This window comes from Pseudomonas glycinae, assembly GCF_001594225.2.
In the GTDB taxonomy this organism is placed as follows: Bacteria; Pseudomonadota; Gammaproteobacteria; order Pseudomonadales; family Pseudomonadaceae; genus Aquipseudomonas; species Aquipseudomonas glycinae.
The window spans coordinates 3,916,578-3,929,280 of sequence record NZ_CP014205.2 but is presented as its reverse complement, the minus strand read 5'-3'; the positions used below and the strand labels follow the sequence as shown (position 1 = coordinate 3,929,280).

Below are 12,703 nucleotides of genomic sequence, written 5' to 3'. Positions count from 1 at the left end.
TTTTCGATGAATGCAGGTGTTGGTTTCAAGGCCTTCGTATGCGCCGGTACGGTGGTGTTGGTCGCGGATGAGTTGTTGGCGTCGGACCGGTGCGATGGTCTGGATGCACTGCTTTATGCTCAACTGGTCGCTTCTCGCAAATGTCCTGACTTTGCCCAGGTCGATGCATGGAATCAGGCCAACAGGATCGCACTGAGAGTCACCGGTGCAATGTTGCTGGATAACCCGCAAGCCAGCCTGCCTGTGCCGATGCCGCGCAGTTTTACTCTCGCCGAGTTGACCCGGCGGATCCTTTATCAGTGGGTTCCCGCCGCGACCGATGAAGTCGTGGATCTCAGCCTGGATTCGCTGTTGAGCGAGGCATCGCCGACGCCGGCAACGGGCGTTCTGTTCGAGAACGCGTTGCATGAGGGCCGGTGGGTGCGGTTCGGACTCAGTCTTCTGACTCGGGGGCTGGGGGTGTCGACAGTCTTCATCGCGTTCGAAGTTGATGAAGTCATTGAAGGCAATCTCTGGTGCCATCGATTCAATACCGCAAACGTGCGGGGTAACGTATCCATCGATGGTTACAGCGCACTGATCGATCCCGAAGATTACGTCTTTTCCCGGGCCAAAGTGATTGAGTTATTGGGGGAGCGGCGCCAGGAGCAGATCATCGCGTTAGCCTGAGAGTTGGTGACAAGCTCCAGCGGTGGCGGTAGAAGATGCAACATGATCGGCTGTCCGACGGGCAGACTTTTCATGCAGTCAGGCAAAGCAGGCATAATGGCGACCTTTCGCCCATCACAGCACTGCCTGTCAGCCGGTCAGCCCTTGAACGAACGCCCGATGTCCAACGCCATACGCCCCTCGGCCTGTCCGGGGTTGCTGCGTATCGTCCAGGCGCTGGATGGCGGGATCTGCCGGATCAAGCTTGACGGTGGTTCGATCACGGCCGGTCAGGCCGATGCGCTGGCCAACGCTGCCGAGCGCTTTGCCGGCGGGGCGATCGAGGCGACCAACCGGGGCAATCTGCAGATACGCGGGATCGGCGAGCAATCCGCCGCGCTGATCGACAGCCTGCTGGCCGCCGGTCTCGGGCCGCGAACCGCAGCCGGCGATGATGTGCGCAACCTGATGCTCAGCCCGGCTGCCGGTATTGACCGGCAGATGCGCTTCGATACTCGGCCATTGTCCGGGCAGATCCTCGAGACCCTGCAAAGCCATCCGCGTTTCCATGAGCTGAGTGCCAAGTTCGCCGTGCAGCTGGATGGCGGAGAAGCGCTGGCGATGCTCGAACATCCCCATGATCTGTGGTTGTCGGCGTACCAGGAGTGCGACGACACGCTGTTGGCGTTCGGCCTGGCGGGGTGCCCGACGGATCGACCGCTGGCTGCCGTAGCGCTTGCCGACGGCCATGCGCTGGTGGTGGCGGTGTTGGAGTTGTTCCTCGAGCTGGCCCGGCCGGATCAGGCCCGGATGCGCCATCTGCTGGAAGAATGCCCGGCGCCGAAGTTTCTGGAAGTGCTCGGTCAGCGGATCAACCTCCAGGCTGCCAGAGATTGGCAGCGCGAAGCCGGATCAGTGGGTTTGCACCTCGGCATCCACGCTCAGCAGTTGCCCGGTCAGGTCTATGTCGGTGCCGCACCGGCGCTCGGTCGCCTCGACCCGGATACGCTGCGTGGTGTTGCGCAATTGGCCAGAACCTTCGGCGACGGCAGCCTGCGTTTCACCCCTTGGCAGAGTCTGTTGCTGCCCAATGTGCGGGAAACCGATGCGGTTCAAGTGCTCGACGAATTGGATACGCTGAACCTGCTGACCCGTGTCGAAGATCCTTTGGCGCGCCTGATCGCCTGCACCGGTGCCAACGGTTGCGGCAAAGGCCTGGCCGACACCAAACACGATGCCCGCCTGCTGGCTGCGCTGTTGCCCCACGCCGTGGATGTGCACCTGTCCGGCTGCCCTCGCTCTTGCGCCGCCGCGCATCGGGCTGGGGTGACGCTGCTGGCGGTCGGCCCCGGTCACTACGATCTCTATTTTCGCGATGCAGCGCTGCCGGGTTTCGGCGCACTGCACGCTCACAACCTTACTATCGAAGCGGTCGCGACCCTGCTCGCCGCCCGCTCACGGAGCCCCCTTGATGCTTGATTACATCCGCGACGGTCAGGAGATCTATCGCAACTCCTTCGCGATCATTCGCAGCGAGGCCAACCTCGCGCGCATTCCGGCCGACCTGGAAAAACTCGCGGTGCGGGTGATCCACGCCTGCGGCATGGTCGAGGCGATCGACGGGCTTCAGTTTTCCGAAGGCGCGGGCAAGGCCGGGCGCGATGCGCTGGCCGCCGGTGCGCCGATCCTGTGCGATGCGCGGATGGTTTCAGAGGGCGTGACCCGTGCGCGCCTGCCGGCCAACAACGAAGTGATCTGCACCTTGCGCGATGACAGCGTGCCGGGGCTGGCGCGCGAGCTGGGCAACACCCGCTCGGCAGCCGCTCTGGAGCTGTGGCGTCCGCATCTGGAAGGCAGCGTGGTGGTGATCGGCAACGCGCCGACCGCGCTGTTCTATCTGCTGGAAATGCTCGATGCCGGCGCCCCGAAACCGGCGTTGATCCTCGGCTTCCCGGTGGGCTTCGTCGGCGCTGCCGAGTCCAAGGCCGAGCTGGCTGCCAACAGCCGTGGCGTGCCGTTCGTGATCATGGAGGGCCGCCTCGGCGGCAGCGCCATGGCCGCCGCTGCGGTCAATGCCCTCGCCACGGAGATCGAATGATGCAGGCTCAAGGACGTTTGATTGGCCTGGGCGTGGGCCCCGGTGATCCGGAACTGATTACCGTCAAGGCCCTGCGCCTGCTGCGCGAATCGCCGGTGGTGGCGTACTTCGTGGCCAAGGGCAAGAAGGGCAACGCGTTCGGCATCATCGAAGCGCATCTGCAGGACGCGCAGAACCTGCTGCCGCTGGTGTACCCGGTGACCACCGAAGTGCTGCCGGCGCCGCTGTCCTACGAGCAAGTGATCAGCGACTTCTACGATGAAGCGGCAGAGGAAGTGGCCGCGCATCTGGATGCCGGTCGCGACGTGGCGGTGATCTGCGAAGGTGATCCGTTCTTCTACGGCTCTTACATGTACCTGCACGATCGTCTCGCCGGCCGCTATGAAGCCGAAGTGGTGCCGGGCGTCTGCTCGATGCTCGGCGGCGCTTCGGTGCTGGGCGCGCCGCTGGTGTATCGCAATCAGAGCCTGTCGGTGTTGTCCGGCGTGCTGCCTCATGACGAGCTCAAGCGTCGTCTGGCCGATGCCGACGCGGCGGTGATCATGAAGCTGGGGCGCAACTTCCCGAAGGTGCGCGAGGTGTTGGCGGAACTGGGCCTCGCCGAGCGTGCGCTGTATGTCGAGCGCGCGACCATGGCCAATCAGAAGATCGTGCCGCTGGATGAGGTCGAGCCGATGTCGTCGCCATACTTCTCGCTGATCATTGTTCCTGGCGAACGGTGGCAAGGCTGATGAACCATTCCACACCGGGCATCGTCATTCTCGGCCAGGGCGCGCTCGCTACGGCCCGTCGCCTTCAGCAGGTCTATCCGGGCGCAAAGATTCACGGGCTCAATGGACGCGTCGAAGGCGCGGACCTGACTTACAGCGAATTCGGCGCGACCCTGCGCGCGCTGTATCAACAGGACACGCCGATCATTGCCCTGTGCGCGGCCGGCATCATCATCCGCACCCTGGCGCCGCTGCTACTGGAGAAAGGCAACGAGCCACCGGTGCTCGCCGTGGCTGAGGACGGCAGTGCCGTGGTGCCGCTGCTCGGTGGCCTCGGCGGGGTGAATGTCATGGCCCGCGAGATCGCGGCTGCGCTTGAAGTGGCAGCGGCGATCACCACCAGCGGCGAGTTGCGCTTCGGCACCTGCCTGCTCAACCCGCCCGGCGGTTATGCCCTCGGCGATCTCGAGCAGGGCAAGCGTTTTGTCTCCGACCTGCTCGCCGGCCACAGCGTGCGCATCGACGGCGCTGCGCCGTGGCTTGAGCAGGCGCAACTGCCGGAAGATCCACTGGCGCAGCGCTCGATTCATGTCAGCAGCGCAGCCCGAGAAGCGAGCGCCAGTGAGTTGCTGATTTATCCACGCAGTGTGGCGGTGGCGGTCGGTGCCGATGTGGCCGATCTGCCGGATGCGATTCGCAAAGCGCTGCAGCAGTCTGGTGTGGCAATTCAATCGCTGGCCTGTCTGGTGGCGGCGGACATTCAGATGGCCAGCCCGGCATTGCGAGAAGCCGCGCTTGAGCTGGGAGTGCCGCTGCGCTTTGTCGCGCCGGCGAGTGACATCGCTGAACTGTCTCGCAATGCAGTCCCTGATGCCCGGATCATCACCACATCCCATGACCTCGCCATCGCCGTGGCCGAACAACCGCTGGATGTTTCGCAGGTTGGCCGTCCACGCGGACGTCTGGCCGTCATCGGTCTCGGGCCAGGTGCAGCCGAGCTGATGGTGCCGGCGGTAAAAGCCGAACTGGCCCGGGCCACCGACGTGCTGGGTTACGAAACCTACGTGCGCATGGCCGGCCCGTTTCGCGCCGATCAGGTGCAGCATTGCACCGACAACCGAGAAGAGATGCAGCGTGCCCGTCACGCTTTCAGGCTGGCCGCTCAGGGCCGTTCGGTGATTGTGGTTTCGTCCGGTGATCCGGGCGTGTTCGCCATGGCGGCGGCAGTGCTCGAAGCGTTGCACGAGTCGACGGACCCGGCGTGGCACAGCGTCGATCTGGAAATTCTGCCGGGCGTGTCCGCCTCGCTCGCCACCGCCGCTCAGGCCGGTGCACCGTTGGGTCACGACTTTTGCGTGATGTCGCTGTCGGACAACCTCAAGCCGTGGTCGATCATTGAGAAACGGCTGGATCTGGCCGCCGAAGCGGATCTGGCGCTGGCGTTCTACAACCCGATCTCCCGCGCCCGTCCGTGGCAACTGGGGCGAGCGCTGGAAATCGTCGCGCAACACCGCACACCGCAAACGCCAGTGGTGCTGGGCCGCGATATCGGTCGGCCGGGGCAGACGTTGCGGGTGACGACGCTCGGCGCAGTGACGCCGGAGCAGGTGGACATGCGCACGATGGTGCTGATCGGTTCGTCCACGACCTGCACCTTTGCTCGCGCCGAAGGTGGCGAGTGGGTGTACACCCCACGTTGGTACGGTGAAAAGCCAATGGGCTGACGTCCGGCGCTTGCGCTCGCATACCTGCCGTACGCAAACAAGGCCGCGAACTTGATATTCGCGGCCTTGTTTTTTAAGTTGAGAATCTGTTTCGAAATACTGACTGTTTTTAAAGTGTCGGGATTTATATTGTTTTGAATGTTGTGATGGAAACAGTTTGAAGGTTTTTATGTTTGTGGTGGTTGTTTTTTTATCCTAGTCTGGCCCGGCTTCAAGGAAGTTTATTAATTATCGAGTGCCCTCCTGATCAATATGAGCAGGGAGGTGTGTTTGTGCCTGTTTGAATGTTTTTGATCGAATGGAATCTGTCATCATGGATGTTGAAAGTTTAATTGGTTTGCCTTCGAAGACCGAATTCAATCATATAAAGAATGCATTTGCCGCGTATTCGGCGAGCGCCGAATACGCGGCGCTCGAACACTATTATCAGTTGGCCACCGCAACGAATCAGCCTGTGGAACAGCAGTTGCCAGTCAAACTATTCCTCGAAACCTTTGAATCGTTGACCGGGCGAATGAAGGGGCCGGTATCACCGGTCATCGAGCGGGCGCACGCGCGTATTCAGAACTACGCTTCGCGACTTGGCGCAACGGTTTCAGTATTTTCAGGTGTCGCTCGGACCGTTCCGAAGATCATGCACTTCGTCTGGGTGGGCGGCAGTGAAGTCGGTCACATCCAGCGCGACTACATGAATATCTGGCGCGCCGTGCTGGGCCCGGAGAATTACCAATTCAATCTCTGGTACGACAGCGATGCGTTGCTGGCTTTCGAGATGAACCGCGTCATTCTCGACAGTGCCAGGGCGCATGCGATGGAGTCCGGCGCAGATCAGGTCAGCAAACCTTCGCAGATGGCACAAATGATTGAAGACCGCGCGCGCGTCTTGAAGCTCCAGATGGCGGATTACATCAGCCAGCCGCAGTGGGCCGGACGCAGGGATGACGCCCGCATCCAGTTAATGGTCAGCGCATATGGCAAGGACCGCAAGGTGCTGGAGGCATTCCGTCAGAAATGCCTGGATACGCATCTGGCGATGGCCGGTGATGATCTGCGAGTGCGTGACGCTGGCCGCGAGTTTGCCGGACATTTCCTGCAGGATGTCTATCAGCGGGAAATCGGCCTGCGCGGAAATTTCGCGGCAGCCAGTGATGTCGTCAGGTTGCAGGCCGGGTTTCTGGAGGGCGGCCGCTACAGTGACATGGACTATCTGCCTCCGTTTGTCGACAAGCTGGGCGGCGTGGACATCAGCCAGTTCAGCGAAGAGGCGAAGGTGGGCGTGCTGCAGCTTCTGCTCAATGAGGATGCTTCGTTGATGCCGGGCAGGGATCGGTCTCGCTACAAGGACAGAACCGACAAAATTCCTGCGCAAGATAAAGAAAAACTTTTAGCGTTTGCCCGTGAGAAGCCCGGCGTGTCCGGAATATTCATTGCCCCGCAGGACAGCCCGGTTCCGCAGGATGCCATTCGCCTGGGCACCGCGAAAGGTCTTGCGAGCAATGGGGAAATGAACGCGCATTTTCTGGCCCAGCCGCGCAGCGGGATGACCATGGCCTACATGCAGGCGATCCGTCTGAATTATGACTGCCTGTATGAGGTCGAGCGTCGTCTGGACGCAATGGGTATCGCGGCGTCGGATGAAAGCCGTGTTATCAGCGTCATTCAGAACGTCGTCAATGAAAAACAGGCGGAGGGAAGATTTCCCGGTTCAAAGAATCACTTTTCATCGGCCAATCTGATTGAAGCCATTGCTACGTATTATCAAGACGGCATTCGCATCGGCGCACGAGGAACTGTCACGCTGACCGGGCCAGGCAGCGCGGCGACAGGAGTGACAAAGTATATAGAAGACAAATTATTGCCCGATCATGTCGATGATGTGCGTAAACATCTCAAGTTACTGGACAGCTACAACGTCTACACCGAAGAGGAAATGATCTCTGGCTGGACCGTCAATGATGATCCCGAACAGTGGCTGACGAAAGAACACAACAAGTGGAAAGATGGAAAACTCCTGTCACGTTACGGCGCCAACCTGACGGAGTTGCTCAATGAGCACCATATGACATTCAAGCAGGGCTGGCCGGTCATCGAAGGCAAACCGGTGTTCTTGACCGATGTCTTGCAGAAACTGATGAATGATCTGGGCGACCCCTTCATCAAGGCAATGCGCGACAAACTGAGTGGCGAAATCAATGTCGGCAGGCGAATCGATCTGGGTCAGGATGTTCGACAGCAAATTCTCGCGCAACCTGACAGCCTCATTCCGCCTTCGCATGGGGAGCAGGCTGCCGACAATTTCAATGATTTTCTGACAAGGCTTGCCCGGGGTTCGCTTGAACTCGATCAGTTGAGCCCGTTGCAGAGAGCTGTTATCGGCGGTTTGTTCTCGGCATCGCGTGTGGATGTGGAAGGCTTTTCCGAGGCGTGGCAAAAAGTCCGGGCTGTGGCGCGGGATACCGTCGATGAAGGCTTTTTCAAACGCTACAACGCTATCGAGAAGATCCTTTACGAACGCAGCGCTCCGGCTTTTCAGGCCGGTTTTGCCCAAGGGGCCACATCTGGTGCAGAGAGCGCAGGTGAGTTGAAGGTCCGCGCACTGGCCGAACCGCTGACCTTGTACCAGTGGGGACAGCGCATCGCGCAAATCAACGGCGCCGCGCGCCGTGACTATCAGACGAAAATCCTCAAGAACGCTGTGCAGATCCGCGAGCAGTTCTTCAAGGCCGGGGCCTCTTCGGCACGGCAGGTTCCTCAGGATCTGTTGCGGCTGGGCACCGGCGATCCCGGCCGCCGCTGCTATCCCTTGGCATTGCTGATGGCCGCTGCGCTGGGGCTCGGAGACGAGGCCGAGCGTGCGCTGATCGGCCGGATTGCCAATGCCAGTCTCGATCCCGCTGATGCCGAGTCCCGGACCATGTTTGCCGCACTGGATGACTTGTCGGCTGTTGCAACGACCGAGATCGGACATTCGAACGGAGCACTTGGGCTTGACGTGATCGTCCGCAATCTGGAGGCGAAAGCCGGATCCGCCGTCTACCTGCTCGATACGGGTAAGCATGCATTGCTGGTGGCCAGGGTTCAGGTTGACGGAAAACCGTCCTATCGCTTTTTCGACCCGAATTATGCGATTTACGGATTCTCTCGGGTGGATCAACTCCAGCGAGCCATACAGGGTCACCTCGCCAGTGACGGTGATTTGGCAGCGCTCTACGGTCTGGCCGGTTCGACGGACTCCGTGTTCACGGTGATCGAGCTGGATACGAAGGCGATTGCCGACAAGGTATTGCCTTCGAAACTGCTCGTGAACGACCTTCTGAAGAGCGAACGGGTTACCGCCGGCCGAACGGTTTCCGTATGGGATGAACAGGCATCGGCACGCATGCGCTCGCTTTCGGAAAACGTGCGGATGGGAGAGGGCCTGGCGCAACTTGACGCACGCCACCAGGCAGGCGAGTTCGAAGAGGCGACCCGGCGCTTGCGCAGTGACAGCCAGCTTGGGGAGCAATACCTGCCATTGCTCGAGACGGTGAGGGAAACGTCGAAGTCGCACTACACGCTGACGATGGTTGACGCCCGTCACCCCCAGGTCTCGGTCGAGGTCAGTACCGTCGATTCACGGTTCATCAAACTCGCAAGACACATCAGGCGTCTGGCAAACACGCTGGCGGGTCCGGCGCGAGGCCCGGTGGAGACCGACGGCGGCAGCCGTTTGAGTTTTGCCTTCGCTATCCAGGCCATCATCAATGAGATGCGCAGTCGAGAGTATCAACGTCAGGGGGGGCAGATTCCCGCGCTGACGACCGCTCTGCAGGTCCAGGCTTATGTGAGTTATGCGCAACTGAGTTTTGGTGTCGTGACAGACGCACTGCAGATGGTCAGTCTGGTGCGACAAGTGGCGGCCAGTGAACAGGCGCTCGCAGCAGGTCATGCGTCGCTTTCCTCGCGGTTGCTGGGGCGTGCCGCGTCGGGAGTGGGCCTGGGATTTTCGGCGGTCAACATCGGTTTCGATATCCATGGCCTGACCGTGGCCACCACTGATGAGCAACGCTCGCGACTGGCCACCCAGCTTGCATTCAATGGAGCGGCGCTGGGTCTGGATATAGCGGCGCTGGCGGTCGGCGGTACGGTGGGATCGGTGGCGGCAGTGCTGTCGATTCCGTTGCTGGGCATCGGTATCGGTGCAGCGGCCATTGCCAGCAACCTGGGACAAATCAGTGACAAGGCCAGAGCGGTCGGACGTCACTTGTTTCTGATCAATGAAGCCTATACGGAGGCAGGACACAGGATCGAGGAGGGTGTCCTGCGTTTCGAACCCGAAGCCGTCATCACAGAGCTGGATCTGCGGCGGGGCAGCGTGGCATTCGATAGCCAGAAGTTCTTCGCGACGATCTTTCAGACTGTGGGGCTTCCCTCCTTCGATGCAAGAGAGCAGGAAAGGCACCGGGCGATCAATATTCGCGAAGCGCTGCGTCTGCCATCGACGTTGAGAATCGACCGGCAGAAACAGGTCAATGCAGTCGTCTTGCCCTGCACGCCAGGCTGTTACTACGGATACGAATACCAATTGGGTTCGTCGGGTTTCTCCCCGGACGAGGATATCTCCGAACGCTTGAAAACCTATCAGCGGTTCTGGGATTACGGGGATTATTCGCTGCCGGTCGCGCAAGACGGCAGCGGGCTGCGCACGTCCTATCCCAATATCATCGACGGATGGAAGGAACGACTGGAGTTCGATGAGCGGGGCGAGCAACGGTTGCAGTTCTTTTCCACGGCCCCGTTCCCCCATGTCCTCTACAAATTGCATCCGTTCAACACGCCGACCGCTATCCGCGTGCGCCTGGATGAACACTGTCGACAACTGGTCGTACCTCAATTGCCGGCCGAATGGAAAAACCTGATTTCCTATGAAATCACCGCCCATTCTGGACAAGTGCTGCTGACGCTCAGTCCGGGCGTGGTGTCGGTTGTCCTCAATCCGCCGCCTCTCGTTGACGGCCCCTCCCCTGAGGCGTTTTTGCCTCGTGCCTCGGCCGAGTGGGTGATTGCCGCGCCTTGGGCGAGTGAGGAGCAGGTTCGGTTCGAGGACGCGGCACTTATCGTCGATGGCATCCGGATCGATGGCTTTGAAGGTTTTATACGGCTCAAGGGCGGCGAACTGTTTCAGGTGGATCGCAGCAAAAACAATGCGTTGTTGCTGGTTCGCATCGATCTGAGCAGCAACAGGATCTCGCAAACAAGTGAGTCCGGTGTCGGTATCACCGCCGGGCTGCCGGACGTGGACCGGATTTCCGATACCGTTCTGGCAAGACTCAGGAGCCTGCGCCGCGCGAATCGGCTGACCTCGTCGCACACGCCGGTGTCTGGTTTTCAGGTGCCTATGACTGCCTCCGACAAACCCGTTTCGACCACCGGCTACTACGACGCCGGACTGGATCGCATTCTGTATCCGCGCGATCTGCCGGACGCGGTGAATACAGGCATCGTTCTGGGAGCCGTCATTGCAGAGCACGCGTGGTTCTATCACCCGGATCATCCGACCCTGTGGCGTGTCGATACCCTCTCTGGAACGGTCAATCATCGCTATCGCCTGATGAATCCTGCGCAAGGTTCAAGAATCACCGGTTTCGAAAGCACGGTCAGCGGAGGGCTGCGTGTCGTTCAGGATGTCTCCGGCTCGGGTGAGGCCGACTATTCGTTGGAGTACCTGATTGATGGAGCGGCGTTGACATTCACACACTTCAACGCCCGGGGACATTCCGAAGATTTGCTTCAACGCACGCTCGATTACTGGAAGCAACCTCTGAGTCAGTTAACGCAACCCCGGCCGTATGCCGATGACGCTGCCGAAATGTCCACGTCGCTGAGCATCTGGAAAGCCGCGCCGTTTATCGAGTTACGCTGTTTTGACCACGGTGAGTTTGCTTACTCCGGATGGCTTCGGCTGCATGACAACCAATTCATTCTCAATTATTTCGATGTCGTGCAGCGGACGATGTTGATGTGGGACCGGGTCGACAATCAGGACGCGATTATTTATGACAAGGAAGCTGGAGCGCTGATTAGAGTGGCGCTCGGCCGGATAGATGATGCAGAGACGGTTGACGACATTATCGAAGACAATGTCGTCGAGCTGACTTCTACCGCAGGTCGTTACGTTGCTACCAAAAAGGACGGGCGTCTGTTCGAGGTCGACAGGGACGGCGCGCTGCGGTTCATCGGCGTGGGTCAGCGCTGGTTCGAATTGAATCCCGACTGGCCGGACGCAATGTCTGAACTGGCTCAAAAGCATAAGGCCGCACCCTTTGCCGTGATCGGTCTGACGCGCCGGGACCGTCCTGCATTTCTGGCAGCGTGGTGCATCGCCGGGCAAATGCTACTGGCAGACGTCGGCGACGGCGGGGAAATGACTTTGCTTGCGACGACACCTGATGCGAAGGCGGCCTGGTTGTTCGACCGTACGGCAGGCCGACTCTATCGCCAGAGCCTCGTCGACTTCGAAGCGCTGGGGGCCGCCTTTGCCGAAGGCTCGCGCCTGTCGAATCCGGAGCATTTGCCGAAGGCACAGCCGGTATGGGATCAGTGGCAGGTTTCAGAGGTCGAGGCCCGGGGGCAAGGGTTGCTGGTGCAGACGCGGGACGGTGTGAACCTGCAATTGATTGATGGCCAGCCGGCCAAAGTTCTCGGTGTCGAGACTCGCTGGTCCGAACTCGATCGCCCCACCGATGCCCGGCTTCGCGATCGCCTGCGAGCGCTGGTCTCGACCTGTCCACATGCTGCTTTCATGCCGGTTGGAGAGAGGGATGGATTCTATCGATACTATGTCCCCGAGTCCGATCAACTGTTCGACGTCATCAAACCGTCCGACGGGCAATGGCCGGTGTTTTTGGGCCTTGAAAGTGAATCGCTGCCGCTGGTGTACGACCCCGTGGATAACATTGTCTTCACGCCACGCCCTGAGCCGACCCCGTCAGTCTCGATCTGGATGCAGGACTGTCTGGCACAGAGGCAGGAGGAGGTCATGTCCATTGCGTCCCGCAGTGACTTTCCAGGTTCACAGGTGGTTGTGCCCCTTGGCGTTGAAAAGCTGTTGCTGACGTTCGGCGCGCCGCAGCAGGTCTGTCGCCTGACCGACGAAGACTGGCAGCGCATGGACTGCATCGTGCTTGAATGCCAGCCGTCCCCGGACATTCAGCGTTCCGGGGCGCCCAGGCTGTTTCTGGAGATGTCGGCGAACGAACGGCTGTTGCTGACAATAAGGGACGGGCAACTCATGTTGATCGATCCAGACAACGCTCACAGTCTGATAGTGCGCGATGTATATGCCTCGGAAGGCGGGCCGGTCATTGCGATGGAGATCGTTGTCAGGACCGCAACGGGTGACCACCGGTTCAGCCTTGAACAGCTGCTGCACAAGGTCATGACTGATCAGGTCGACAAAGGCCACGTGGACATGAAGGCGTTGATCGCAACGAGCGAATCGTTCACTGACTGATTCGATTGCGGCCAAAAGAGGCCGCCGATCT

6 protein-coding genes are annotated in these 12,703 nt (G+C 60.2%); all 6 read left to right on the top strand.

All coding sequences use genetic code 11. The annotated features are described in order from the left end of the window. The first annotated feature begins 6 nt into the window (after positions 1 to 6). Positions 7 to 669: a hypothetical protein gene (locus AWU82_RS17900; RefSeq protein WP_064379188.1), complete on the top strand. Its 663-nt coding sequence runs from the start codon at positions 7 to 9 to the stop codon at positions 667 to 669. Between the two features lie 159 nt (positions 670 to 828). After that, on the top strand, positions 829 to 2,127 hold the full coding sequence (gene cobG, locus AWU82_RS17895) for a precorrin-3B synthase (protein ID WP_064379190.1): 1,299 nt from the start codon (positions 829 to 831) through the stop codon (positions 2,125 to 2,127). Continuing rightward, positions 2,120 to 2,746, top strand: coding sequence for a precorrin-8X methylmutase (locus AWU82_RS17890; protein WP_064379192.1), 627 nt, complete (start codon positions 2,120 to 2,122; stop codon positions 2,744 to 2,746). The genes cobG and AWU82_RS17890 overlap by 8 nt, the downstream gene beginning before the upstream one ends. Further along, positions 2,743 to 3,477: a precorrin-2 C(20)-methyltransferase gene (locus AWU82_RS17885; protein ID WP_108559402.1), complete on the top strand. Its 735-nt coding sequence runs from the start codon at positions 2,743 to 2,745 to the stop codon at positions 3,475 to 3,477. The genes AWU82_RS17890 and AWU82_RS17885 overlap by 4 nt, the downstream gene beginning before the upstream one ends. After that, the gene (cobJ, locus tag AWU82_RS17880; protein WP_064379195.1) at positions 3,477 to 5,180 is read left to right on the top strand and encodes a precorrin-3B C(17)-methyltransferase; all 1,704 of its coding nucleotides are present in this window, start codon (positions 3,477 to 3,479) and stop codon (positions 5,178 to 5,180) included. The genes AWU82_RS17885 and cobJ overlap by 1 nt, the downstream gene beginning before the upstream one ends. 313 nt (positions 5,181 to 5,493) lie before the next feature. Next, positions 5,494 to 12,672: a TcdA/TcdB pore-forming domain-containing protein gene (locus AWU82_RS17875; RefSeq protein WP_064379197.1), complete on the top strand. Its 7,179-nt coding sequence runs from the start codon at positions 5,494 to 5,496 to the stop codon at positions 12,670 to 12,672. The last annotated feature ends 31 nt before the right edge of the window (positions 12,673 to 12,703 follow it).

Bases quoted from the DNA above. Each gene is read 5' to 3' on its own strand.
- AWU82_RS17900 (WP_064379188.1), top strand. From the start codon at position 7: ATGAATGCAGGTGTTGGTTTCAAGGCCTTCGTATGCGCCGGTACGGTG.
- cobG (WP_064379190.1), top strand. From the start codon at position 829: ATGTCCAACGCCATACGCCCCTCGGCCTGTCCGGGGTTGCTGCGTATC.
- AWU82_RS17890 (WP_064379192.1), top strand. From the start codon at position 2,120: ATGCTTGATTACATCCGCGACGGTCAGGAGATCTATCGCAACTCCTTC.
- AWU82_RS17885 (WP_108559402.1), top strand. From the start codon at position 2,743: ATGATGCAGGCTCAAGGACGTTTGATTGGCCTGGGCGTGGGCCCCGGT.
- cobJ (WP_064379195.1), top strand. From the start codon at position 3,477: ATGAACCATTCCACACCGGGCATCGTCATTCTCGGCCAGGGCGCGCTC.
- AWU82_RS17875 (WP_064379197.1), top strand. From the start codon at position 5,494: ATGGATGTTGAAAGTTTAATTGGTTTGCCTTCGAAGACCGAATTCAAT.